The organism is Streptomyces sp. NPDC014894 (assembly GCF_043080985.1).
GTDB lineage: Bacteria > Actinomycetota > Actinomycetes > Streptomycetales > Streptomycetaceae > Streptomyces.
In genome coordinates this window covers 405,393-424,649 of sequence record NZ_JBIBWD010000001.1, presented here as the reverse complement: position 1 = coordinate 424,649, position 19,257 = coordinate 405,393, and the positions used below count along the sequence as shown (strand labels likewise).

At 72.7% G+C, this 19,257-nt stretch carries 20 protein-coding genes and 1 pseudogene; 1 reads left to right on the top strand and 20 read right to left on the bottom strand.

Annotated elements, in window-relative coordinates; genetic code table 11:
* Positions 1 to 10: 10 nt before the first annotated feature.
* Positions 11 to 937, bottom strand: a complete 927-nt coding sequence (gene rpsB, locus ACF089_RS01830; protein WP_392020423.1) for a 30S ribosomal protein S2 — start codon at positions 935 to 937, stop codon at positions 11 to 13.
* 259 nt (positions 938 to 1,196) lie between these two features.
* On the opposite strand from rpsB, the gene ACF089_RS01825 reads away from it, so the two are divergent.
* On the top strand, positions 1,197 to 2,009 hold the full coding sequence (locus ACF089_RS01825; RefSeq protein ID WP_392020420.1) for a M23 family metallopeptidase: 813 nt from the start codon (positions 1,197 to 1,199) through the stop codon (positions 2,007 to 2,009).
* Here the strand turns inward: ACF089_RS01825 and ACF089_RS01820 are convergent.
* From ACF089_RS01820 to ffh, 19 genes and pseudogenes are all read right to left on the bottom strand, one after another.
* Positions 1,898 to 2,455 carry a TetR/AcrR family transcriptional regulator gene (locus ACF089_RS01820; RefSeq protein ID WP_392021556.1) on the bottom strand — a complete coding sequence of 186 codons (558 nt, stop codon included), beginning with the start codon at positions 2,453 to 2,455 and terminating at the stop codon, positions 1,898 to 1,900. The two genes, ACF089_RS01825 and ACF089_RS01820, sit on opposite strands and share 112 nt — an antisense overlap.
* A gap of 70 nt (positions 2,456 to 2,525) precedes the next feature.
* Positions 2,526 to 3,362, bottom strand: a complete 837-nt coding sequence (gene whiG / locus ACF089_RS01815) for an RNA polymerase sigma factor WhiG (RefSeq protein ID WP_392020418.1) — start codon at positions 3,360 to 3,362, stop codon at positions 2,526 to 2,528.
* A 234-nt stretch (positions 3,363 to 3,596) separates the two neighbouring features.
* A complete protein-coding gene (gene dprA / locus ACF089_RS01810; protein WP_392020415.1) occupies positions 3,597 to 4,787 on the bottom strand; it encodes a DNA-processing protein DprA in 1,191 nt (396 codons plus the stop codon).
* The gene (locus tag ACF089_RS01805) at positions 4,784 to 6,403 is read right to left on the bottom strand and encodes a YifB family Mg chelatase-like AAA ATPase (protein ID WP_392020413.1); all 1,620 of its coding nucleotides are present in this window, start codon (positions 6,401 to 6,403) and stop codon (positions 4,784 to 4,786) included. Before ACF089_RS01805 ends, dprA begins: the two co-directional genes overlap by 4 nt.
* Positions 6,403 to 6,765 (bottom strand): YraN family protein, encoded by a 363-nt coding sequence (locus tag ACF089_RS01800; protein WP_392020411.1) that lies wholly within the window; start codon positions 6,763 to 6,765, stop codon positions 6,403 to 6,405. The genes ACF089_RS01805 and ACF089_RS01800 overlap by 1 nt, the downstream gene beginning before the upstream one ends.
* Positions 6,766 to 6,848: 83 nt before the next feature.
* The gene (locus ACF089_RS01795; protein WP_003965949.1) at positions 6,849 to 7,157 is read right to left on the bottom strand and encodes a DUF2469 domain-containing protein; all 309 of its coding nucleotides are present in this window, start codon (positions 7,155 to 7,157) and stop codon (positions 6,849 to 6,851) included.
* A gap of 12 nt (positions 7,158 to 7,169) precedes the next feature.
* Complete coding sequence (locus ACF089_RS01790) at positions 7,170 to 7,715, bottom strand: NUDIX hydrolase (RefSeq protein WP_392020409.1); 546 nt, start codon at positions 7,713 to 7,715, stop codon at positions 7,170 to 7,172.
* A complete protein-coding gene (gene lepB, locus ACF089_RS01785) occupies positions 7,708 to 8,436 on the bottom strand; it encodes a signal peptidase I (protein WP_392020406.1) in 729 nt (242 codons plus the stop codon). The genes ACF089_RS01790 and lepB (ACF089_RS01785) overlap by 8 nt, the downstream gene beginning before the upstream one ends.
* 73 nt (positions 8,437 to 8,509) lie before the next feature.
* Positions 8,510 to 9,439 (bottom strand): signal peptidase I, encoded by a 930-nt coding sequence (gene lepB / locus ACF089_RS01780; RefSeq protein ID WP_392021553.1) that lies wholly within the window; start codon positions 9,437 to 9,439, stop codon positions 8,510 to 8,512.
* Positions 9,357 to 10,438, bottom strand: a pseudogene (lepB, locus tag ACF089_RS01775) (signal peptidase I); the annotation flags it as partial. The gene lepB (ACF089_RS01780) and the pseudogene lepB (ACF089_RS01775), both read right to left, overlap by 83 nt.
* Positions 10,431 to 11,246 (bottom strand): signal peptidase I, encoded by an 816-nt coding sequence (lepB, locus tag ACF089_RS01770; protein ID WP_392020403.1) that lies wholly within the window; start codon positions 11,244 to 11,246, stop codon positions 10,431 to 10,433. The pseudogene lepB (ACF089_RS01775) and the gene lepB (ACF089_RS01770), both read right to left, overlap by 8 nt.
* Positions 11,247 to 11,334: 88 nt before the next feature.
* Positions 11,335 to 11,685, bottom strand: coding sequence for a 50S ribosomal protein L19 (gene rplS, locus ACF089_RS01765; protein WP_392020400.1), 351 nt, complete (start codon positions 11,683 to 11,685; stop codon positions 11,335 to 11,337).
* Positions 11,686 to 11,813: 128 nt separating this feature from the next.
* Positions 11,814 to 12,635 carry a tRNA (guanosine(37)-N1)-methyltransferase TrmD gene (gene trmD, locus ACF089_RS01760; protein WP_392020397.1) on the bottom strand — a complete coding sequence of 274 codons (822 nt, stop codon included), beginning with the start codon at positions 12,633 to 12,635 and terminating at the stop codon, positions 11,814 to 11,816.
* Positions 12,635 to 13,261 (bottom strand): ribosome maturation factor RimM, encoded by a 627-nt coding sequence (gene rimM, locus ACF089_RS01755; RefSeq protein WP_392020394.1) that lies wholly within the window; start codon positions 13,259 to 13,261, stop codon positions 12,635 to 12,637. The genes trmD and rimM overlap by 1 nt, the downstream gene beginning before the upstream one ends.
* 144 nt (positions 13,262 to 13,405) lie before the next feature.
* Positions 13,406 to 13,645, bottom strand: a complete 240-nt coding sequence (locus ACF089_RS01750) for an RNA-binding protein (protein WP_005311361.1) — start codon at positions 13,643 to 13,645, stop codon at positions 13,406 to 13,408.
* Between the two features lie 2 nt (positions 13,646 to 13,647).
* Positions 13,648 to 14,094 (bottom strand): 30S ribosomal protein S16, encoded by a 447-nt coding sequence (rpsP, locus tag ACF089_RS01745; protein WP_392020391.1) that lies wholly within the window; start codon positions 14,092 to 14,094, stop codon positions 13,648 to 13,650.
* Between the two features lie 205 nt (positions 14,095 to 14,299).
* Positions 14,300 to 14,893 (bottom strand): hypothetical protein, encoded by a 594-nt coding sequence (locus ACF089_RS01740; RefSeq protein ID WP_392020388.1) that lies wholly within the window; start codon positions 14,891 to 14,893, stop codon positions 14,300 to 14,302.
* 556 nt (positions 14,894 to 15,449) lie between these two features.
* The gene (gene ftsH / locus ACF089_RS01735; protein ID WP_392020385.1) at positions 15,450 to 17,369 is read right to left on the bottom strand and encodes an ATP-dependent zinc metalloprotease FtsH; all 1,920 of its coding nucleotides are present in this window, start codon (positions 17,367 to 17,369) and stop codon (positions 15,450 to 15,452) included.
* A 288-nt stretch (positions 17,370 to 17,657) separates the two neighbouring features.
* Complete coding sequence (gene ffh, locus ACF089_RS01730) at positions 17,658 to 19,205, bottom strand: signal recognition particle protein (protein WP_392020382.1); 1,548 nt, start codon at positions 19,203 to 19,205, stop codon at positions 17,658 to 17,660.
* Positions 19,206 to 19,257 lie beyond the last annotated feature (52 nt).

The window sequence follows — 19,257 nt, the reverse complement described above, 5'->3', positions numbered from 1 at the left end:
TACGACGCGGTCAGGCCTGCTCGGCGTCCGCGGCGGGCTTCTCGGCCTCGGCCTCGGCCGCGGGGGCCTCGTCGGCGGCCGGAGCCTCGGCGGCGTCGGCCTCGGGGGCCTCGGCAGCGTCGGCGGGCTTCTCGTCGGCGGACTCGGAGTCGGCCTTCTTCTCGCCCTCGAGCAGGTCGCGCTCCCACTCGGCGAGGGGCTCGCCGGCGGCCTTCTCGCCCGGCTTGGAGTCACCGGTGGCGACGCCGGAACGGGCGATGAGGCCCTCGGCGACGGCGTCGGCGATCACGCGGGTGAGCAGGGTGACGGAGCGGATCGCGTCGTCGTTGCCCGGGATCTTGTAGTCGACCTCGTCGGGGTCGCAGTTGGTGTCGAGGATCGCGACGACCGGGATGTGGAGCTTGCGCGCCTCACCGACGGCGATGTGCTCCTTCTTGGTGTCCACGATCCAGACGGCGCTGGGCACCTTCTGCATCTCGCGGATACCGCCGAGGGTCTTCTCCAGCTTGGCCTTCTCGCGGGAGAGGACCAGCAGCTCCTTCTTGGTGAGGCCGGACGCGGCCACATCCTCGAAGTCGATCTGCTCGAGCTCCTTGAGGCGCTGCAGACGCTTGTAGACGGTGGAGAAGTTGGTCAGCATGCCACCCAGCCAGCGCTGGTTGACGTACGGCATGCCCACGCGGGTCGCCTGCTCGGCGATCGCCTCCTGGGCCTGCTTCTTGGTGCCGACGAACATGATGGAGCCGCCGTGGGCGACGGTCTCCTTGACGAACTCGTAGGCGCGGTCGATGTACGACAGCGACTGGAGCAGGTCGATGATGTAGATGCCGTTGCGCTCGGTGAAGATGAAGCGCTTCATCTTCGGGTTCCAGCGACGGGTCTGGTGACCGAAGTGGACGCCGCTTTCCAGCAGCTCCCGCATCGTGACGACGGCCATGGCCGTATCTCCTTGGATTCTCGGTTATGTCCTGACGCCCCGACGCGCCGTGCCACAGAGGACCGAGGAGCGCGGCCACCGACCGTGAAGGTTGAGTGGTGGCGGGGCGTGCGAAGTCGACCCGGTGACCCGGATCGCCAGAAGAAGTGTACGGGACCCGGGCGGCCCCGGGTGACGGCACTGTCCACAACCTGCCGGTAACCCACAGATCGGGAGCATGATCCACTCGATTGCGACCGGTCGGGGGAGGGTCTGTGCCATGTATCGCAGAGGTTTTCTTCTCCTGCTGCCGCTGTCGGCGCTGCTGGCGCTGTTACCGCTGTGCGGGCCCGGCCTGTCGCCGTACGGCCCCGCCGGGGCCGCCCGGGCCCCGGCGGTCCCGGCGGGCGGCCCGGGTCCGGCGTCCGACCGCCCGCCCGGGTCGCCGGGGACACGGGGCTCGCCCGCCTCGGCCGGGACTCCGGCGCCGGCGCCGCCCTCGGCGGTCTGGCCGCTGGGGCCGCCGCGCCCGGCGGTCGTACGTGGCTGGGAACCGCCCCTGTCGCCCTACGGGCCGGGCCACCGCGGGGTGGATCTGGCCGCCCCGCCGGGCTCGCCGGTACGGGCCGCCGCGGCGGGACGGATCGGCTTCGCGGGCGAGGTCGCCGGCCGCGGTGTGCTCACGATCACTCTCACCGTGTCACCGGGGACGCCCGGCCCGCCCCCGCGCATCACCTACGAACCGGTGCGCGCGCTGCTTCCGGCGGGCGCCGAGGTGACGGCGGGCCAGCCGGTGGGACGGGTCGCGCCCGGTCCGTCGCACTGCGCGACGGGCTGTCTCCACTGGGGTCTGCTGCGCGGCCGGGAGTATCTGAATCCGCTCTCGCTGCTGCCGCCGGGGCTGCTGCGCCGTGCTCCGTCCAGGCTGCTGCCGCCGGGCGGCGCGGCCCCGGCCCCGGCCCCGGCCCCGGCCCCGGCAGGTCAGGCGAGCACACCGCGCAGGGCCATGGAGACCGCCGCGTCCGCGATCGCTCCCGGCTCCTCGGCCGCGCCCAGCTCGATACGCCGGACCGCCGCGTCCACCACGCCCTGAAGGAGCATCGCGGCGAGCCGGGGCTGCGCGTGCCCCAGCTCGCCGAGGGCCTCGCCGATCATGGCGATCAGCCCGCCGTGCGCGGCGCGGATCTTCTCGCGCGCGCCGGCGTCCAGCTCGCTCGCGGAGATCGCGACCACCGCGCGGTGGCGGCGGTCACCGACCAGGTCCAGCTGGCTGCGCACATACGCCTCGATCTTGCCGGCGGCCGTGTCCGCCGCCGCCATCGCGCTCTCGACCTCGGCCGCCCAGACGGGGAAGTCGACGGCGCACAGCTCCTCGACCACCGCCGCCCGGGAGCGGAAGTACTCGTACACCGACGACCTGGCCAGACCGGTGCGCTCGGCGAGGGCGGGGAAGGTCAGCGCCTCCGTCCCCCCCTCGGACAGCAGGGAGCGCGCGGCGTCGAGCAGGGCGTCGCGCTGCATGGTCCGGTGCTCGGCCACGGAGGCCGCTCGAATCCTGGGCACGTCTCCACTTTACGGATGCCGCGCAAGACCCGGCCACGGTTCGGCGTCAACGCCCCACGTCGGCGAGTTTCGCGCGCAGCTGGAGCACCGATTTTGTGTGGATCTGACTGACCCTGCTCTCGGTGACGCCGAGCACATTGCCGATCTCGGCGAGGGTGAGCCCCTCGTAGTAGTAGAGGGTCACCACGGTCTTCTCCCGGTCGGGGAGGGTGTTGATGGCGCGGGCGAGGAGCCGTCGCAGCTCCCGGCCCTCGGCGACCTCGACCGGATCGTCCGCGGCGGTGTCCTCCAGGGTGTCCATCAGGCTGAGCCGGTCGCCGCCCTCGCCGCCGACATGGAGCAGTTCCTCCAGCGCGACAACGTTGGCGAGCGACAACTGGCTGAAGACGGCGTGGAGTTCCTCCACCGCGATGCCCATCTCCGAGGCCACCTCGCCCTCCGAGGGCGTACGCCTGAGCTGGGCCTCCAGGGTGGCGTAGGCGCGCTCCACCGCGCGGGCCTTCTGGCGCACCGAGCGCGGGATCCAGTCGAGCGCGCGGAGTTCGTCGATCATCGCGCCGCGGATCCGGGTGATGGCGTAGGTCTCGAACTTGATGGACCGCTCGATGTCGAACTTCTCGATGGCGTCGATGAGTCCGAAGACCCCGGAGGAGACGAAGTCGGCCTGCTCCACGTTGGACGGCAGTCCGACGCTGACCCTGCCCGCGACATATTTCACCAGCGGCGAGTAGTGCAGGATCAACTGCTCACGCAGCCGCTCGTCCCCGGTGGCCTTGTACGACCGCCACAGCTCGTCGAGCGAGGTGGGGGCGGGGGGACGCACGGCGCCGCGGGCGGCGGGGGGCACTGCCGCGCGGTCAGACCCGGAGGTGTGCTGGGGCATGCGTTGCCTTGAGCCGTTCTGCCGTGAGGGGACTCGGGAGGGGGAGCGGACGAGCTTCTGGCCGGGAAGGGTGAGCGTAGCGTGACTGCGCGGTCGCTGTGGGCGAAGGTCGGGGGAACACTCCTCCGCCGGGTCACCGCTTTGTGGTCGCGCCCGGGGAGCGCGCGGGCCCGCCGCGCGCCGGGCCGCGGCGTGTGGACGGCGCCCCGGCGCGGGGGCGCCGTCCACACCTTTTCACCCGAATGCCCCAGGTCGGGGAGCGCCTCGCCGCGCATTCGGGCGAGACGGGCCGGGGCGCGTCAACCGCCAGTGGTCGCCCTGTCGTTCGACGAAGCCCAGCGCGTGGAGTTCGTAGAGCGTGCCGAGCGTCTCGTCGGCGGTCGCGCCGGCCTCACGGGCGATGTCCGCGCAGCCGGCCGGGCCCCGGGCCGGGACGGCTTCGAGGATCCTCGCGCCGAGCGGGGCGAGCAGGTCCCGGGGAAGCACCGGCCCCCGACGGCGCGGGGCCAGCTCCCCCATCTCCCCGACCTGTTCGACGATTTCGTCGGCGTCGGTGACGAGCACCGCCTCGCCGCGCAGCAGTTCGTGCACTCCGGCGGAGAGCCCGCTGGTCGCCGCGCCGGGCACGCCCATGGTGTGGCGGGCCAGCAGCCGCGCGTGGCGCGCGGTGACGAGGGAGCCGCTGCGGTGCTCGGCCTCCACGACCACCGTGCCCCGGGTGAGCGCGGCGATCACCCGGTTGCGGAGGATGAATCTGCTGCGGGTGGGGTGGTCGCCGGGCGGCAATTCCCCGAGGACCAGGCCCTGTTCGGCGATCCGGCCGATCAGCTCGGCGTGGCCCGGGGGATAGCAGACGTCCACCCCGCAGGCGAGCACGGCGACGGTGGCTCCGCCGGCGGACAGCGCGCCCCGGTGCGCGGCCCCGTCGATCCCGAAGGCGGCCCCCGACACCACGACCCAGCCGCGCTCGGCGAGCCCCGCGGCCAGTGTGGCGGCCATGTGCGCCCCGTACGGGGTGCAGGCGCGGGCGCCGACGACGGCGACGGAGCGCAGGGCCCAGCTCCGCAGATCGGGCCGGCCCCTGACCCAGAGGCCGATGGGCCGGGCGTCCCCGAGGTCGTCGAGCTGGGTCGGCCACTGAGGGTCGCCCGGGCAGACGAACCGGCCCCCGGCCGCCTCGACGGCGGCCAGATCACCGCGGGGATCGACGCCGGCGGCCCGGGCGCGGCAGCCGGCCAGCGCCCGGGGCCCGGCCCCGGGCAGCGTGTCGGGACCGGCGTGGGGCGAGGTGATCCGCTCCAGCAGCTCCGGCGCCCCCAGCTCGCGGAGCCGGCGTCCGGCGCGCTCGTCGCCGGGCTCGAACACCCGGGTCAGGGCAGCCCGGGCGAGCCGCTCCGTATCGTCCGGGCCGGCGTGCGCCGTCATGGCCGCCCCCGGCCGAGGGCGGGCGCGGGGGCTCCTCGGGCGACTCCGGTGCGCAGCTCCAGGGCGAGGCGGAGATCGGCGGCGTCGGGCCGGTCGCGGTCCGCCAGATCGGCCAGCGTCCAGGCGACCCGCAGCACGCGGTCGAGGCCGCGCGCGGTGAGCAGCCCGCGCTCCAGGTCCCGTTCGGCCGTGGCGAGCGCTCCGGGGTCCACGCTCCAGCGGGTGCGCAGCTCATGGCCCGGGACCTCGCTGTTGAGATTCCAGGGGGTGTCGCGCAGCCGGGCGGCGGCGCGCTCCCGGGCGGCCAGGACCCGGGCGGCGACGGCCGCCGTGGACTCGCCGCCCCGGCCGGGGCCCATCAGATCGGCGCGGTGGACGGGCTCGACCCGCACCCGCAGATCGACCCGGTCCAGCAGCGGTCCGGAGAGCCGGGCCTGATACCGCCGGACGGCCGCGGGCGGGCACTCGCAGCCGCCGCCGGGCAGACCGTGCCGTCCGCAGGGGCAGGGGTTGGCCGCGAGGACCAGCAGAAAGCGGGCGGGCAGCCGGACCACTCCCCCGCTGCGGGCGACCACCACATGGCCGGACTCCAGGGGCTGGCGCAGGGCGTCCAGCGCCTTTCCGGCAAATTCCGGACATTCATCAAGAAAAAGCACGCCGCGATGGGCCAGGGAGACCGCTCCCGGTCTCGGCAGTCCGTTCCCGCCGCCGACCAGCGAGGGCATGGTGGCGGAGTGGTGGGGCGCGCAGTACGGGGCCGCGCGGACCAGGGGCTGGCCGGGCGGCAGGATCCCCGCCACCGAGTGCACGGCGGTGACCTCCAGGGACTCCTGGCGGGTCAGCGGCGGCAGCACCCCGGGCAGTCGCTCGGCCAGCATGGTCTTGCCCGCGCCCGGCGGCCCCTGGAGCAGCAGATGGTGGCCGCCGGCCGCGGCGACCTCCAGCGCTCTGCGGGCCGTGTGCTGTCCGGCCACGTCGGCGAGGTCGGGCCCGTCCGCCGGGGAGGCGGCCGGCCCGGTGCCGACCCCGGCGCCGGGGACCAGCAGCCCCGCGAGCATGGGGTCGGGGCTGCCCTCGGGCAGCGGCTCCTCCTCGGGGACGGGCTCGTCGTTGAGCACGGCGATGAGCTGGCGCAGACTGCGGACGCCCAGCACGGACACCCCCGGCACCAGCGCGGCCTCCCCGGCCGTCCGCTCCGGGACGACCACCTGCCGGTACCCCGCCTCGGCGGCGGCCAGCACGGCGGGCAGCACCCCGCGCACCGGCCGCACCCGGCCGTCGAGCCCCAGCTCCCCGATCAGCACCAGATCGGCGATGGCCGCCGGGTCGAGGCGCTCGGACGCGGCGAGGACCGCGCCGGCCACGGCGAGATCGAAGCCGCTGCCGCCCTTGGGCACGGACGCCGGGCTGAGCCCCACGGTGAGCTTCATCTGGGGCCACTCGGCCCCTGAGTTCACCACCGCGGCGCGGACCCGGTCGCGGCTCTCCACCAGACTCTTGTCCGGCAGTCCGACCAGCGTGAAGGCGGCGACCCCGCGCTCCAGATCGGCCTGGACCTCCACCACCACGCCCTCGACGCCCACCAACGCCACCGAGCAGGTACGGGCGAACCCCATCACGCCACCCCCCGGGCGTGCTCCAGCAGGGGCGCTCCACGCCGGGGCAGCACCACCCCGACGAGATCGATGCGCGCCCCGCCGGGCGGTGCCCCGCCGTGCCGGTGCAGCCAGCACTCGGCGAGCCGCCGCAGCCGCTCCGTCTTGGCGGGGGTGAGGGCCGCCATGGGCTCGCCGAACGGGCCCGGTCTGCGGGTCTTCACCTCGCAGAGGACCACCGTGTCGCCGTCCCGGGCGACGATGTCGATCTCACCCGTCCGCCCACAGCGCCAGTTCCTCGCCAGAACCGTCATTCCGGCCTCGGTCAGCAGCCGCGCCGCCAACTCCTCGCCGTACCGCCCCAGTGCCCCCGCAGCGTTCATGTCGGCACCACCTCCGGCACCGACTCTGACGGCTCAGCCCCTCAGATGTGGATCATGTGGACAACCGGGCCCCTGTGGACAACTCAGCCACCCGGAAGTTCGAGATCGCTCTTGTTCAGCTCCTCGATGTTCACGTCCTTGAAGGTGAGAACGCGTACCTGCTTCACAAATCTGGCCGGTCGGTACATGTCCCAGACCCAGGCGTCCGCCATCGAGACCTCGAAGAAGACCTCACCCTGGACGGAGTGGACCTGCATCTCGTAGTCATTGGTGAGATAGAAGCGGCGCTCGGTCTCGATCACGTACTTGAACAGCCCGACGACGTCTCGATACTCCCGGTAGAGCTTGAGCTCCATCTCGGTCTCGTACTTCTCGAGGTCCTCGGCGCTCATGGCATGTCCCCTTCAGCCGTGCGTCCCCCCTGGCGCGCCCGGCGGGACGCCCTGGACGAATTCCGGGGCGAGGACGACGGGCGTGCTCGGAGGGCCCTCGTCGAGCAGCGTGCGCAGCAGCCCGGCGAGCTTGGTCGGGTACACCGTCTCACGGGCCGCCGACAGTTCGGCGGAAGTCCACCACCTCAGCCCCGCGACGCTGCGCCGCTCCAGCTCGGTGAGCCCGCCGGGGGCCGTGGCGGTCTGCGCCGTACGCGCCAGGAAGTACCACTCGTCCTGGTTCCAGCGGCGTCCGTCGAAGGGGAAGGAGCAGCGCCGCCGCCAGAGGAGCGGTCCCAGTTCGACCTCGGTGACGCCGGTCTCCTCGGCCAGTTCGCGCAGGGCGGCCTGCTCATGGGTCTCGTCGCCCTCCAGCCCGCCGCCGGGGGTGAACCACCAGTCGTCGGACGGGTCGCCGGGCTCGAAGCCGTGCATCAGCAGAATCCGGTCCAGCGGGTCGAGCAGCACGACCCGGGCCACCCGGCGCACCGCCGGGGCGTCGTCCGCGGGCTCAGCCACGGGAGGCCGCCCGTGCGCGCCGCCGGCGGGAGACCGGCCCGTACGCCGCGCCGGCGAGGATGAACACCGCGCCCGCGGCCACCGCTCCGGCGATCAGCCGCACCGGGCCGATCTCCGAGACCCCGCCGGGCAGCGCGGCGAAGCCCCGGGGGCGTTCGATCACTCCGCCGTCGAGCGGCCAGGCGACGGCGTCGAGCCGTCCCGTCACCGCCGATCTCGGCACCGATCCCTGTTCGGGACCGTCGAGGCGCGAGCGGGAGTCCAGGGAGCTGATCCGCCGGTCGCCGAGGAGGAAGAGATGCCCCTCGGGAACGGTGGCGGTGAAGGTCGACGACACCGACCGGTCCCGCTCGCCGCCGAGATACGGCTCCTCGACCGCCTCGCCGTTGAGAGTGAGCAGACCGCCGTCGCCGCAGCAGGCGACCGTGTCGCCGCCCACGCCGATCACGCGTTTGACCATCGGACCGCCGCCCCAGGAGGAGTCGCGGAAGACCACGACGTCCCCGCGGCGCACCTCGTCGCCGTCGACGCGCTGGGCGAGCACCCGGTCCCCCGGGCTCACCGTCGGCGTCATCGAGTCGGTGGGCACGGTGTAGGGCTGGTAGGCCAACGCGCCCCAGCCGAACCCCCCGAGGAAGAGCAGAGAGCCGACGGCCACGGCCAGACCCGACAGCGTGCTGCCGAGCCGGCCGCGGCCGTCGTCACCGGATCCTGATCCCATCCCAGCCCGCTCCCCGCCTCACGGACGCGGCCCCGGGGCCGCGCCCCGGCGATCCGCGATCTGGGACGGCACCCTACCGGGCGGTATCCCCGGCGGTCAGCCTCTTCCGGCGCCAGAGCACGATGGGCAGCGCGCCCAGGGCCCCCATCGCCAGCGGGGCGCCCGCGGCGGCGACGGACGCCGCCGCGTTGAGACCGGGCTGGTCGAAGGTGGAGGGCACCGAGAGCGTCGACCAGCGGTTGATCGGCCAGGCCACCACGACGGCGCGTCCGACGACCTGGTCGACCGGCACGAATCCGCCGTTCACATCTTCCATGTGATAGCGGGAGTCGCGGGAGTTCTGACGGTTGTCGCCCATCACCCAGATCCGGTCCTCGGGCACCTTGAACGGGCCGAAGGGCTGGTCGTCGCAGGGGGTGCCGCCGGGGAAGACGTAGGTCTCGTCGAGCGCCTTCCCATTGACCTTGACCGGGCCGCCCTTGCGGCACTCGACCGTGTCGCCCGCGACCGCGATCGTCCGCTTGATCAGGTCCTTCTCCTCGGCCGACGGCATCAGGCCGATGAAGCTGAGGAACTTCTGCAGGGCGTTGGGGTCCGGGGTGGGCTCGCCCTTCAGCCAACCGCCCGGGTCGTGGAAGACCACGACCTCGCCGCGCTCGGGCTCGGAGCCGAACCAGGGGGTGAGCTTGTCCACCAGCACCCGGTCACCGCGCTGGAGGGTGTTCTGCATCGAGTCCGAGGGAATCGAGAACGCCTGCACCAGAAATGTCTTGATCAGCAGGGCGAGCACCAGCGCGATGCCGATCAGCAGCGGCAGCTCCTTCCAGAACGACCGCTGGTTCCTTCCCCGATCACGACCACCGTCGGAGCCCTCGTCGTCGGGGCCGCCGTCTGCCGGGGACGGCCCCGGCGAATCGTCGCCCGCCACGGGACCGGGGAACCGGACGGGCTCCCCCGGCCTGTCCTCCGGCCCGTCGTGTCCGGACCGTGCGCCGACCGCCACGTCCCCCACATCCACTCCTCACTCCGCGCGAACTGCGAACCGCCTGCCCCGAAGAAGGAGCAGACCCACTACTCCCATAACGAGCGGGGGTTCCGCAGGGGTCGGGAGCAGGACCATTCCGTTTCGATCCTGGTAGGACACACTATTCGACACGCCGTCCCGTGCGCTCGACACCGCCGCCCCGGCCGGGCTCGCGCTCGGCACCGAGGCAAAGGTCTCCGGCTCCTCCAGCCTGCGCCAATGGGCGATCGGCCAGGCGATGACCACGGCCCTGCCGACGACCTCGCGCTCGGAGACGGTGCCCCGGTGCTCCCCGTCCAGATGGAAGCGGGAATCGGCCGAATTGGCCCGGTGGTCTCCCATCACGAAGAGCCGGCCCGGGGGCACGTCGACGTCGAACGTCACGGTCGAGGGGGCGTTGCCGGGCTTGAGGTACGGCTCGCTCAGCGCCACGCCGTTGACGGTGACCCGGCCGTCCTGGTCGCAGCAGACGACCTTGTCCCCACCGGTCGCGACCACCCGTTTGATCAGGTCCTGCTGATCCGCCGAGGGCAGCAGCCCGATGAAGGTGAGCCCCTGTTTGATCTGTTTGAGGACGATCGGGTCCTCGCCCTCGGACGCGCTCTCCTCGTGCTGGAGCCAGCCGCCGGGGTCCTTGAAGACCACCACGTCCCCGCGCTGCGGCCGCGAGCCGAACCAGGGGGTGAGCTTGTCGACCAGCACCCGGTCCTGGATCCGGATCGTCTGCTCCATGGAACCGGAGGGGATGACGAACGCCTGTACGAGGAAGGTCTTGAGCACCAGGGCGATGACGAGCGCGGAGCCGATCAGGAGCGGAATCTCCTTGATCAGGGATCTGCGGCGGCGCCGTCTGACCCGCCGGGCGAGTCTGCGGCGCTCCGCCCGGCCGGGGAGCGCCCGGGGGGCGTCGGCGGCCCGGGAGCCGGCGGGCGGCCGGGAGTCGGCCCGGTGACCGCCGGGACGCCCCCGGCTACCCATGCGCCCCGCCGTGGCCGCCGGGAGGCGCGTCCGGTACGCGGGAGAAGACTCCGGTGGGCTCCAGGGAGCTCCAGCGGCCCAGCGGCCAGCCGATCCACTGGGCCCGTCCGACGACCCTCTCCACGGGCACCATGCCGCCGCCGGGCGAGCCGAGCCGGTCGCGGGAGTCGCGGGAGTCGCTCCGGTGGTCGCCCATGACCCAGAGCCGGTCCGGGGGGACGACGATGTCGAAGTCGGCCTCGGAGGGGACGTCGCCGGGGTGGAGGTACTCCTCGTCCAGCGCCACGCCGTTCACCTGGAGCCTGCCCCCCTTGTCGCAGCAGACGACCCGGTCGCCGCCCACGCCCACCACGCGCTTCACGAAGTCGGTCTCGGCGGGCTCGGCGAGACCGAGCGTCGCCAGCAGGCCCCGGGCCGCGGCGCTGACCGGATTCTCGTCCGCGTCCGCGTCGACGAAGGATCCTCTGCCGTCGAAGACGATCAGATCCCCGCGCTGGGGGCGGTCGCCGGAGCCGTACGCCAGCTTGTTCACCAGCACCCGGTCGCCGGGCCGCAGCGTGGGCTCCATCGAGCCGCTGGGGATCTGGTAGGGCTGCACCACGAAGCGGCTGAAGAGCAGGACGACGGTGAGCACCGCGACGGCCTGGATCAGCGTCCGCCGCCAGGACGGCGCCCGGCGCTCGCCGCGCTCACGGGGCTCACGGGGCTCACGGGGCCGGAAACGCACGGAGCGCGACCACCGTCCGCCGGCCCCGGTGTCGGAGCCGGCGGAGTGGTCGCGCTCTGTGTTCTTCGCTGCGGTGTCCATACAGGAGCGAAGCCTATCCGGCCGCGCTGTGGACCCCGGCGCGGTGCGGGCCGGGGCCCGGGTCCGCGCACGCGAGGTGAGCCGGGGCTCAGTTGTCGCGCTTCTCCTTGATCTTCGCGGCCTTGCCGCGCAGCTCACGGAGGTAGTACAGCTTGGCACGGCGGACGTCACCGCGGGTGACCAGCTCGATCTTCTCGAAGATCGGGCTGTGGACCGGGAAGGTCCGCTCGACGCCCACGGAGAAGGAGACCTTGCGGACCGTGAAGGTCTCGCTGACGCCCGAACCCTGGCGGCGGATGACGACGCCCTTGAACTGCTGGATACGCGAGCGGTTGCCCTCGATGACGCGAACGTGGACGTTCACGGTGTCACCGGGACGGAACGCCGGGAGGTCGGACCGCAGCGAGGCGGTGTTGACGGCGTCGAGCACGTGCGACATATTCGTCTGCTTTCTTCGCGATGCCACAGGTCATCACGGGAGAGAGGATGAGATTCAGGGGCCGTGGCGTCGGAGCGGGCGTCGTGTCCCCCTGTGGCAGGGGCGCGCGCCGGACGTACGGCAGCGGCCTATTCTTCCACGGTCGGGGGCCTGCGCCAAAATCGGCCACCGGGCTCCGGGGCCCAGCCCAGGATGGAGAGGGTCTCCCGGTCCTTCTTGTCGAAGGCGGCGGCGTCGCAGCGCTCGATCAGGTCCGGCCGGTTCTCCGCCGTACGCCGGAACGCCTCGTCCCGGCGCCAGCGCGCGATCTTCCCGTGGTGCCCGCTGGTGAGCACGTCCGGGACGGTGCGCCCGCGCCAGGCGGGCGGCTTGGTGTAGACGGGGCCCTCCAGGAGATCGGCCATCGCGCCGGGCGCGAAGGAGTCGTCCCGGTGGGACTCGGCGTTGCCCAGCACCCCAGGCAGCAGCCGGGCCACGGCCTCGGTGATCACCAGGACGGCCGCCTCGCCGCCGGCCAGGACGTAGTCCCCGATGGAGACCTCGTACACCGGCATCCGGGTGGCGTACTCGTCCATGACCCGGCGGTCGATCCCCTCGTACCGCGCGGGGGCGAAGATCAGCCAGGGGCGCTCGGCCAGCTCCACGGCGACCTCCTGGGTGAAGGGGCGGCCGCTGGGGGTGGGCACGACCAGGACCGGGCCGTGGGCGCCCTCCTCGTATCCGCTCGCCAGGGCGGAGTCCAGCGCCTCGCCCCAGGGCTCGGTCTTCATGACCATGCCGGGACCGCCGCCGTACGGGGTGTCGTCCACGGTGTTGTGGCGGTCATGGGTCCAGCGGCGCAGATCGCTCACCCGGACGTCGAGCCGGCCGCGCTCGCGGGCCTTGCCGACGAGCGAGACGTTCAGCGGCTCCAGATACTCGGGAAAGATCGTGACGACGTCGATGCGCATCAGGAGTCACCCGCGGAACCGCGGCCGGAGCCGCTCCCGGTCTCGGACCCACTCCCGGCATCGGACCCGGCCTCGGCCTCGGTCTCCGAGGCGTCGCGGGCGGACGCGATCTCGGCGCGGTCGTCGATCAGACCGGGCGGCGGGTCGATCACGGCCCGCTGCTCCTCCAGATCGATGCCGGTGACGATCTCCTCCACGAACGGGATCATCACCTCGCTGCCGTCGGGGCGCTCCACGATGAACAGGTCCTGCGACGGCAGATGGCTGATCTCCGTGATCCGGCCGACCTCGGTCCCGTCCACGGTCACCACATCGAGGTCGATGAGCTGGTGGTCGTAGAACTCCTCGGGGTCCTCCGGCACCGCCTCGGGGTCCACGTCGGCGATGAGCAGGGTGTTGCGCAGGGCCTCGGCGCCATTGCGGTCCCGTACGCCCGCGAAGCGGAGCAGCAGCCTGCCGCTGTGCACCCGGCCGGTCTCGACGGTCAGCGGCCCCAGGGCCGCCGGATCGGTGGCCAGCACGGCCCCGGGCCCGAGCCTCAGCTCGGGCTCGTCCGTGCGGACCTCGACGGTGACCTCGCCCTTGATGCCGTGGGCACGGCCGATCCGGGCGACTACCAACTGCACTTCGCACTCTCTCCTGTCGTACGGCTCATGCGACGCGAACGGCGTCCGGCCCGAGCCGCCGGGGACGGGCCGCGATCCGCGAGGACGACTGCGGGCCGGGGACGGCCGACTGGCCCTCCCCGGCCCGAGCCGGTGTTCAACTGTTCAGCGGACCTGGTCCACGTCGACGAGGTCGACACGGATGCCACGGCCGCCGATGGCGCCCACGACGGTGCGCAGAGCGCGCGCGGTGCGGCCATTGCGGCCGATCACCTTACCGAGGTCGTCGGGATGGACCCGGACCTCGAGCACGCGCCCGCGGCGCAGGTTGCGCGAGGCGACCTGCACATCGTCCGGGTTGTCGACGATGCCCTTCACGAGGTGCTCGAGAGCCTCCTCGAGCATGCTCAGGCCTCGGTCGACTCGGTGGACGCAGCAGCGTCAGCCGCGTCGTCCGCCTTCTTGTCGGCCTTCTTCGCCTTCGGGGTGATGGCCTCACCCTTCGGCTCGCCGCCCTCGAGAGCCTTGGCGAACTCGTCGAACGCGGCGCGCTTGTCGGCCTTGGGCTCGGCCACCAGCAGCGGCGCCGGGGCCGGGAGGCCCTTGTGCTTCTGCCAGTCGCCGGTGAGCTTCAGGATCGCGAGAACCGGCTCGGTCGGCTGGGCGCCGACGGACAGCCAGTACTGCGCCCGCTCCGAGTCGACCTCGATGCGGGACGGGTTCTGCACCGGGTGGTACAGGCCGATCTCCTCGATGGCCCGGCCGTCACGGCGGGTACGGGAGTCGGCGACGACGATGCGGTAGTGAGGCGAACGGATCTTGCCCAGACGCTTCAGCTTGATCTTGACTGCCACGGAAGTGGTGTCTCCTGGTCTTGACGTGGTTGGGCACAACGGGATGCCACGTGGGGTTGCGGTACTCGGGGTGCCCGATGGACGCGTCAGCCGGAGGAGAGAGGGGTCCTATGCGGCCGTCGAGTACAGCTGTCCATTGTGCCACACGCCGACGGCGCGCCTCGCCCCGGTCCTGAGCCGCCCCCGTCAGGCGGCCGGCCGGAGGTCAGCTCGCCGCGGCGGCCGGCTCGGGGATACGGAAGGGCTTGCCGCAGCCACCGCACACGATGGGGGCCTGGGCGAGGACCGAGGGGACCACCCGGACATTGCGACCGCAGTCGCAGACGGCCTTGACCCGCACACCGCCGCCCGAGGAGCCGTGCCGGGCGGCAGGTCCGCGGAAGGAGCGCTTGGTGTCGGAGGCGGTGGCGACCGTGTGCGCCTTGAGGGCGCGCTGGAGTCTCTCGATCGTGGGGCGATAGCGGCGCTTGGCCTCGGGGCTGAGCACGACCAGGGAGAAGCCGCTGCTCGGGTGCGGCTCCTCGGCGTGGTCGAGGCCCATCTCCTCGGCGATCGCCAGGAATCTGCGGTTGTGGTACCGGCCGGCGCGTGAGGTGTCGCGGACACCTCGCGCGGCGGCGATGCCGTGGACTGCTTCATGGAGCAGTCGCTCGAAGGAGAGCTCGGCGCCACAGGCGGACGAGGACTCTCCGATCAGGGACTCGGGGGCGGCTAGGTCTGGCAGCTCGGGGTGGTGCCGCTGAATGTCGGCCCACGCCTGTGCCAGCTCTGCGGCGAGAACAGGTGGTGTCGTGCTCACGTCGTGATAACGAGCCGGACGGGCCCCGGGTTCCATTCCGGGGCATCCCAAATAATTTGCACGTACCCGTCAGTTGGCATTGATGCGTGCGGAGGGGGGCGGGGTGCGGGATCTGCGGAGAACTCTCACAGCTCACACCAAGGTGGTACGTAACATCTCGCGCGCCCCGGAGCGTGCGCCCCGCTCCCGCCCCGCGCGTCACCCGCGCCCCGGGCGGCCCCGCGGACCCGTCACGCCCCTCGCTCCGCGACCCTATCGCCCGGTCCGTCACCCCGACGCGATCACCGGCCGACGCGGCTCCGGAACCGGCCGGCGCGGCTCGGCCGGCACCGCCCGGGCCGGCAGCGCCCGGGCCGGGGCGACGGGCCGGGGCGACGGGCCGGGGCGACGGGCCGGGGCGACGGGCCGGGGCGACGGGCCGGGTGGCATCGGGGCGACGGGACGGACGGCATCGGGGTGACGGGAGGGACGACGGGCGGCGCGGCATCCGGGGGACGGGACGGGCGGGGGCCCGGGCCCGGGGCGGGCGGTGCGGGCAGTACGGGCGGTGTCGGGGTCAGGGCGATTCCTTCGACAGCCGGGGGATCCCCGCCGCGCGGTAGGCCGCCTCCTCCTCCAGCGTCTCGTTCTCCAGCAGCGCGGCGGCGAGCGAGTCCAGCCGGGCGCGGTTCTCGCGGAGCAGCCGGCAGGCGCTCTCGTAGCACTCGTCCACGATCCGCCGCATCTCGTGGTCCACCGCGTCCAGCGTCGCGGGCGCGGCGGAGAGTCCGTACGCCACCTGGGCGTCGCTCGGGATCGCGGTCAGCCGGCCGACCCGCTCGCTCATCCCCCAGCGGCCGACCATGCCCCGGGCCAGCGCCGTCACCTGCTCCAGATCGCTCTCCGCGCCCGTGGTGATCACTTCGAAGACCACGTGCTCGGCGGCCATCCCGCCGAGCGCGCCGATGATCCGGCCGCGCAGATACTCCTCGGTGTACGCGTACTTGTCCGCGTCCGGGGTGGAGAGCGTGACGCCGAGCGCGCGGCCCCGGGGGACGATGGTGACCTTGCGGACCGGGTCGGCCCCCGGCTGGACCATGCCGAGCAGCGCGTGTCCGCTCTCGTGGTACGCGGTGCGCCGCCGGTCCTCCGGGGCCATGACCAGCGGGCGCTCCGCCCCGAGCTGGATCTTCTCCAGCGCGGTCGACATATCGGCCTGGGTGACCGAGGACTGCCGGCGTCCGACGGCGACGAGCGCGGCCTCGTTGGCGAGATTGGCCAGGTCGGCGCCGGTCATGCCGGGGGTCGTCCGGGCGACCCTGGCCAGGTCCACATCGTCGGCGAGCGGGATCTCCCGGGTGTGGATCCGCAGAATGGCCTCGCGGCCGCGGCGGTCGGGCGGGGAGACCTGGACGACCCGGTCGAAGCGGCCGGGCCGGGTCAGCGCGGGGTCGAGGACGTCGGCGCGGTTGGTCGCCGCGAGCACGATCACCCCTTCGGAGCCGCTGAAGCCGTCCATCTCGGTGAGGATCTGGTTGAGGGTCTGCTCGCGTTCGTCGTGGCCGCCGAGACCTCCGCCGCCGCCCCTCGCCCGGCCGATGGTGTCGATCTCGTCGATGAAGACGATGGCCGGGGCGACCTTGCGGGCCTCGGCGAACAGCTCCCGCACCCGGCCCGCGCCGACGCCGACGATCATCTCGATGAACTCGGAGGCCGAGGCGGAGAAGAACGGGACCCCGGCCTCACCGGCGACGGCGCGGGCCAGCAGGGTCTTCCCGGTGCCGGGCGGACCGGCGAGCAGCACACCGCCGGGCATCCGGGCGCCCATCTTGCGGTAGGGCTCCGGGTTCTTCAGAAACTCCACGACATCGTCGAGTTCGCCCTCGACCTCGTCGATCCCGGCGACGTCGGCGAAGGTGGTGCGGCGGCCGTCGGTCACCTCGACGGGCTTGGGCGGGGGCTTGCGGCCGAGCGCGCCGCCGCCGCCCATCGCCGCGCCCATCCGGCGGGCGACGAAGATCCACAGCGCGACGAGCAGCAGCATCGGGGCGAGCGCGATCAGCAGATTGACCAGGAAGCTGCGCTGCTGGACGACGGGCTCGGCCGTCACGGTGACTTTCTGGGCGGTCAGCTCGCGCCAGAGGTCGTCGTCGGCGAAGGCGGGGCGCTGGGTGGTGAACTTGGTGTAGTCGCCCTTGCCGTCGGGGACGGGGGCCTTCTTCTTGAGCTGGCCCTGGATGGCGTCGCCCTTGGAGTAGATCTTCGAGACGTTGCCGGCGTCGACCTGTGCGCTGAACTCGGTGTAGGAGACCGTGGGCTCATCGCCCTCGCTGAAGAGCGAGAGCACCAGATTCGCGATCAGGTAGACGATGAGCGCGGTGAGGATCAGCCCGCCCCAGCCCCCGGGCATCCGCTTGCGCGGCGGCGGCGGGGGCGGCGCGCCCTCGGACCGCCAGGGCTTGTCCAGGTTGCGGCGCGGCGGCGCGGCATTGGTCATATCCGGACGTTAAGCCAGAAAAACGACGTCGGCACCCCCGCGTGGTGCGGGCTGCCGCCCTCGTACCAGAATCCCGGCCCGCCCCGGCCGCCGGGGCCCGGCACGGTCTCGGGGCAGCGGCCCCGGGCACGACCCCGGCGTACGGCCCCGGCGCTCAGGCCCGAGGACCCGAAGGCCCGAGGACCCGAAGGCTCAAGGGCTCAAGGGCTCAAGGGCTCGAAGGACCCAAGGCCCAAGCGGTCCGCCCCGCACCGGACCGGCAGGGCGGCCTCGCGGCCGCCCCCGCGGTCAGCCCATGAACTTCTTGAACTCGTCCGGAAGCTCGAAGTCCTTGTCCTGCGCGCCGGCCGGGAGGCCGAACGCGCTGCCGGCGGTCTGCTCGCGCCGGGCGGCGGCCGCGGCCTCCTCCTCCTTGCGCTTCATGGGGTTGCCGCTCTTGCGCTTGCCCTTGGCCTGCTTCTGCTGCTTCTTCTGGCGGCCGGGGCCGCCGCCCATGCCCGGGATCCCCGGCATACCGGGCATCCCGCCGCCCTGGGCCATCCGCGACATCATCTTGCGGGCCTCGAAGAACCGCTCGACCAGGCTCTTGACCGCGCTGACGTCGACGCCCGAACCCTTGGCGATGCGGGCGCGGCGCGAGCCGTTGATGATGGTCGGCTCATGGCGCTCGGCCGGGGTCATCGACTTGATGATCGCCGCGGTGCGGTCGACATCGCGCTCGTCGATGCTGTTGATCTGGTCCTTCATCTGGGCCATGCCGGGCAGCATGCCGAGCAGCTTGGAGATGGAGCCCATCTTCCGGACCTGTTCCATCTGGGCCAGGAAGTCGTCGAGGGTGAAGTCCTTGCCCTTGCTGCTCGCCAGCTTGGAGGCCATTTTGGCGGCCTCTTCCTGGCTGAAGGTCTGCTCGGCCTTCTCGATCAGCGACAGCACATCGCCCATGCCGAGGATGCGGGACGCCATGCGGTCCGGGTGGAACGCGTCGAAGTCGTCCAGCTTCTCGCCGTTGGAGGCGAACATGATCTGGCGGCCGGTGACATGCGCGATGGAGAGGGCCGCGCCGCCCCGGGCGTCGCCGTCGAGCTTGGAGAGGACGACTCCGTCGAAGCCGACGCCGTCGCGGAAGGCCTCGGCGGTGTTGACCGCGTCCTGGCCGATCATGGCGTCGACGACGAAGAGGATCTCGTCGGGGCTCACCGCGTCGCGGATGTCCGCGGCCTGCCGCATCAGCTCCTGGTCGATGCCCAGGCGGCCGGCGGTGTCCACGATGACCACGTCGTGGACCTTGGTCTTCGCGTACTCGATGGAGTCCTTGGCGACCTGGACCGGGTCGCCGACGCCATTGCCCGGCTGCGGCGCGTACACGGCGACGCCGGCGCGCTCGGCGACGACGGAGAGCTGGTTGACGGCGTTGGGGCGCTGGAGGTCGCAGGCGACGAGCAGCGGGGAGTGGCCCTGGGTCTTGAGCCAGCGGCCGAGCTTTCCGGCGAGGGTCGTCTTGCCCGCGCCCTGGAGGCCCGCGAGCATGATGACGGTCGGGGGCTGCTTGGCGAAGCGCAGCCGGCGGGTCTCGCCGCCGAGGATGCCGACCAGTTCCTCGTTGACGATCTTGATGACCTGCTGCGAGGGGTTGAGCGCCTTGGAGACCTCGGCCCCCCGCGCCCGTTCCTTGACGCTCGCGATGAAGGCGCGGACGACGGGAAGGGCGACATCGGCTTCCAGCAGGGCGATACGGATTTCCCGGGCCGCGCCGTCGATGTCCGCCTCGCTGAGGCGACCCTTGCCCCGCAAGGTCTTGAAGGTATTCGCCAAGCGGTCGGAGAGAGTGTCGAACACGGCGCTCGTCGGTCCTCAGAGTCGGGGGCAGGGGGAATCGCTCTCCAGGGTA

Coding starts and splice junctions, on each gene's coding strand:
- ACF089_RS01825 (WP_392020420.1), top strand. CDS start 1,197: ATGTATCGCAGAGGTTTTCTTCTCCTGCTGCCGCTGTCGGCGCTGCTG.
- lepB (WP_392020403.1), bottom strand. CDS start 11,246: ATGGACACCGCAGCGAAGAACACAGAGCGCGACCACTCCGCCGGCTCC.
- whiG (WP_392020418.1), bottom strand. CDS start 3,362: ATGCCCCAGCACACCTCCGGGTCTGACCGCGCGGCAGTGCCCCCCGCC.
- rpsB (WP_392020423.1), bottom strand. CDS start 937: ATGGCCGTCGTCACGATGCGGGAGCTGCTGGAAAGCGGCGTCCACTTC.
- ACF089_RS01750 (WP_005311361.1), bottom strand. CDS start 13,645: ATGCTCGAGGAGGCTCTCGAGCACCTCGTGAAGGGCATCGTCGACAAC.
- trmD (WP_392020397.1), bottom strand. CDS start 12,635: ATGCGCATCGACGTCGTCACGATCTTTCCCGAGTATCTGGAGCCGCTG.
- lepB (WP_392020406.1), bottom strand. CDS start 8,436: ATGGGATCAGGATCCGGTGACGACGGCCGCGGCCGGCTCGGCAGCACG.
- dprA (WP_392020415.1), bottom strand. CDS start 4,787: ATGACGGCGCACGCCGGCCCGGACGATACGGAGCGGCTCGCCCGGGCT.
- ftsH (WP_392020385.1), bottom strand. CDS start 17,369: ATGACCAATGCCGCGCCGCCGCGCCGCAACCTGGACAAGCCCTGGCGG.
- rplS (WP_392020400.1), bottom strand. CDS start 11,685: ATGTCGCACGTGCTCGACGCCGTCAACACCGCCTCGCTGCGGTCCGAC.
- ACF089_RS01805 (WP_392020413.1), bottom strand. CDS start 6,403: ATGGGGTTCGCCCGTACCTGCTCGGTGGCGTTGGTGGGCGTCGAGGGC.
- ACF089_RS01800 (WP_392020411.1), bottom strand. CDS start 6,765: ATGAACGCTGCGGGGGCACTGGGGCGGTACGGCGAGGAGTTGGCGGCG.
- ACF089_RS01795 (WP_003965949.1), bottom strand. CDS start 7,157: ATGAGCGCCGAGGACCTCGAGAAGTACGAGACCGAGATGGAGCTCAAG.